2 protein-coding genes are annotated in these 4,097 nt (G+C 73.9%); both read right to left on the reverse strand.

Going from position 1 to position 4,097, the window contains the following annotated elements:
- Positions 1–297: 297 nt before the first annotated feature.
- A complete protein-coding gene (locus AOJ26_RS37095; RefSeq protein ID WP_053852755.1) occupies positions 298–3,063 on the reverse strand; it encodes a helix-turn-helix transcriptional regulator in 2,766 nt (921 codons plus the stop codon).
- Between the two features lie 196 nt (positions 3,064–3,259).
- The coding region (locus AOJ26_RS37100) for a 2-oxo acid dehydrogenase subunit E2 (RefSeq protein ID WP_107092869.1) at positions 3,260–4,097 on the reverse strand (838 nt) is incomplete at its 5' end.

Below are 4,097 nucleotides of genomic sequence, written 5' to 3' on the forward strand. Positions count from 1 at the left end.
TCCCACCCCCTGGCCCCGGACGCCCCAGCAAGCCGGGGGCCCAGAGGCATGGACCCCCGGGGCCTGCTCCCGGGGGTCCATGCCTCTGGGCCCCCGGCCCTGACACCCCGGCCCCTGACAGGGACCGAGCCTCGACAGGACCTGCCCCGGACGGCCCGGAGCCACGGGCCATGATCAGAGGAGTTCGGGGGCGCACCGTGCGACGGGGAGGCCGCCTGTGCGGCCCGGGAGGGCTCCGACCGGGCGCGGTGCGGCACACGGATCGCACCGCGCCGACGGCGCCGCCCCCCCGGGGGGTCAGGCGGGGGTCGCCGCCCCGCCAGGCAGCACGGCGCCCAGCTGTTTGCGGGACCGGATCCCGAGCTTCGTGAACACCTTCCGCAGATGCCACTCGATGGTGTGCGGGCTGAGGAAGAGCTGCGCGCCGATCTCGAGGTTGGTCAGTCCTTCGCCGGCCAGCCGGGCGATCTGGGCCTCCTGGGGCGTGAGCGCCTCGTCGGTGCCGGTGGCGCGCCTGCGTACGGTCTCCCCGGCGGCTTCCAGCTCCCGGCGGGCGCGCTCGGCGAAGGCCTCCGCGCCGGCCCGGTCGAGGATCTCGTGGGCGCGGGCCAGCTGGTCCCGGGCTTCGGCGCGGCGGTTCTCGCGGCGCAGCCATTCGCCGTACAGCAGCCGGGTGCGTGCGAGCGCCGTGCGCACCGGGGTGCTCTCCAGCCGGGCGATCGCCTCCCGGTACAGGGCGTCGGCCGTGTCCCCCTCACTGATCAGGGCACGGGCCGCTGCGGAGGTGCCCGTCGCCCAGGCCGTGCCACTGGCCTGGCAGATGGTGGCGAGGCGGTCGGCGGCCTCGGCGGCGAGGTCCCGTTTCCCGCTGCGGGTGGCGGCCTCCACCAGCTCGACCAGGGAGGAGAGGGCGAGCCCCAGTTCCTGCGGGTACTCGCAGCCCTTGGCGGCGGCGTCGCAGGCCTCCTCGTATCGCCCGAGGCCGTTGTACAGGACGGCCAGTGCCCACTGGGGAGCCGTGAGCGCCTTTCCCTCGCCGCTGAGGGTCCGGTCGCCGGTGATGGTCCCGATCGCCCGCAGAGTCTCGGTCTCGCGGCCGCGCCAGGGTTCGATCACCAGCGCCCCGTAGTGTGCGAGGAAGTGGCTGCCGGTGGCCTCGCCGATCGTCACCGCTTCCGCGGCGAGCGAGTCCGCGTCGTCCAGATCACCGGCGAAGACCCGGTTCGCCAGCCGCAGCAGGAGCGCCGAGGGGAGCACGGACAGGGTGCCCGTCTCCCGTGCCAGGCCTACGAGCTTGGCCGACAGGCTGCTCCAGCTGTCGAAGTCCCACACGCTGTGGGCCATGCGGCAGGCGAACGGGAGCCACCCCAGTGACTGTTCCGCTGTGAAGCCGCCACACCGCAGCGTGTTCAGTGCGCGGCGCAGAATCGGGGCGCCCGCCGCGTAGCCGTCCGTGGTGGCCACGGCCAGGCCGTCGAGGAACAGGTCAGTGGGTCCGGGATCAGGCGTCGAGGGCGCGGTGCGTGCCGCGCGGGCGACCTCCTCGAGGCCGGGGCCGCTGGACAGGCGGCCCGCGGTGAGAGCCGCGTAGAACGCGTCCCGGTAGGTCTCGCGCGCGATGCCGGCGTCGAGCGCCTCGAACTCCCGGGCCGCTGTAAGCAGCAGCGGCACGGTGGCACCGGCACTGCGGGATCCGAAGGTGATCTGCCCGCGCAGCAGGCTGGCCTGGGCGTGTTGCAGTTCGTCGAGCGCGCCCATCTCGGCCACGTTCAGCAGTTCGAGCGCGGCGTCGAACGCTCCGGCGAGGTACTTGGCCCGGGCCGCCGCCAGCGCTCTGCCGCGGCGGCGGGAGGGGTCAGGTGTCAGTTCGGCCGCTCGTTCCAGGAAGGCCGCCGACGCGGCGATGCCGCCACGCGCCTGCGCGCGGTCCGCCGAGCGGGCCAGTTCGTCCGCCACTGCCTCGTCGGGTTCCGCCGCGGCGCGGGCCAGGTGCCAGGCGCGGCGGTCGGGGTCGGACCGTGCGTCCGTGGCCTCGGCCAGTGCCCGGTGCGCCTCCCGTCGCTCGGCCGGTCCCGCCGCGCGGTAGACGGCCGAGCGCACCAAGGGATGCCGGAACTGGACCCGTGTGCGCACTTCCAGCAGGTTCGCGGCCACCGCGGGGGTGGCCTCGCTCATGGACACGCCGAGGATGTCGACGGCGCGGCGGAGCAGTGAGACGTCACCGACGGGCTCGGCCGCCGCGAGCAGCAGGAGCCGCCGCGTCCGCGGGGGCAGCTCCTCGACGCGCAGGCTGAAGTTGTGCTCGAGCCTGCCGATGAGCGGCCCCAGCGCCGGTGAGGCGTAGCCGCCCGCGAGTTCGGCCGCGGAGGTGCTGCGGGGCAGTTCCAGCAGGGCCAGCGGATTGCCGCGCGCTTCGGAGAGAATCCTGCTGCGGACCGGTTCGTCGAACCGGCCGGGAAGCACCGAGGTCAGCAGGGCGCGGGCGTCGGGCTCGCTCAGCCCCCCGAGGGTGAGCTCGGGCAGCCCCTGCAGGGCGCGTTCGCCGTCCGCCTCGCGGACGGCGAAGATCAGCCCCACGCGCTCCGCCATCAGACGCCGGGCGACAAACCCGACGATCTGGGCCGAGACGCGGTCGAGCCACTGCACGTCGTCGACGAGACAGATCAGCGGCATCTCCTCAGCGGTGTCGGCGAGCAGGCTCAGCACCGCCAGCCCCACGAGGAACCGGTCCGGGGGCGTGCCCGCGCTGAGTCCGAAGGCGGTCTCCAGGGCCGTCCGCTGCGGATCCGGGAGGTGTCCGAGGCGATCGAGGAAGGGCGCGCACAGCTGGTGCAGGCCCCCGAAGGCCAGCTCCATCTCGGCCTCGACGCCCGCCGCGCGCACCACGGTGCAGTTCTCGGCGGTCTCGGCCACGTACTCCAGCAGGGCGGTCTTGCCGATACCGGCCTCACCGCGCAGCACGAGGACCGCGCTGTGTCCGTCGCGCACCTTGGCCAGATGCCGGTCCAGCACCGCTCGCTCGCTCTGCCGCCCGTGCAGGGAGCCCGGTTTCTTGCCTTTCATGAACACCCCCGGCTGCGAGCGTATATATCCGGTCTTCGGCCCCACAACTCATCAGCGTCTCTGGTCACCTCGTGGGTGACTCGCAGGCCGGTGGCGTCGTGCCGAGCCGTGGTGGAGGCGGGTCCGGGACCGGCCGGCGTGTGTTGCCGGACCGTCGGCGGTGGTGTCCCGCGTTCTCGTGGCCACCGCCGTCGCGTCAGCGCATGTCCTCGAACGCCGCGTCCTCGACGATCTTCTTCACGGTGGTCAGCCAGCGGGCGGCGTCCGCGCCGTCCACCAACCGGTGGTCGTAGGAGAGCGAGAGGTGGACCAGTTCGCGGACACCGATGAACTCCTCGTCGCCGTCCATGACGACCGCGGGCCGTCTGACCGCGGCTCCCACACCCAGGACGGCCGCCTGGTGCGGCGGGACGATGAGGGTGTCGAAGAGCGCGCCGCGTGTTCCGGTGTCGGAGACCGTGAAGGTGGCCCCGGCCACGTCCGCGGGCGTGAGCCGGCCGGCGAGGGCGTGATCGGTGAGGTCGTGGACGGCACGGGCGATGCCGCTGACGGTCAGGTCGCCCGCACCCCGCACCACCGGAGTCACCGGCCCCTGGTCGGTGTCGACCGTGATGCCGACGTTCTCGGTGTCGTAGTACGTGACGGTCGTGCCGCTCGTGTCGATCCTGGCGTTGATGACGGGATGCGCCTTGAGCGCCTGGGCGGCGGCCAGGACGAAGAACGGCAACGGTGTCAGGGCGAAACCCTCGCGGGCCAGGAAGCCGTCCGCTGTCCGCCGCCACAGCCGCAGCAGGCCGGTGGCGTCGGCCTCGACGGTGGAGGTCAGCTGCGCCTGCTCCAGCAGCGCCTGCTTGAGACTGGCGCCGACGGCCTTGCGCAGCCGGGGGACGGCGGCGGTGTGCCCGCGCAGGGCGGCCGTCGGCGGAGCCGCCGCCGTGGCCGCTGCTGGTGTGGGGCGCGGAGCTGGAGCTGTCGCGGGTGCTGGTGCCGGAATCGGGGCGGGTGCGGGGGGCGGCACCAGCACCCGCGACAGC

It is taken from the genome of Streptomyces sp. NRRL B-24085 (assembly GCF_001282115.1).
Lineage (GTDB): Bacteria > Actinomycetota > Actinomycetes > Streptomycetales > Streptomycetaceae > Streptomyces.

Coding starts and splice junctions, on each gene's coding strand:
- AOJ26_RS37095 (WP_053852755.1), bottom strand. CDS start 3,063: ATGAAAGGCAAGAAACCGGGCTCCCTGCACGGGCGGCAGAGCGAGCGA.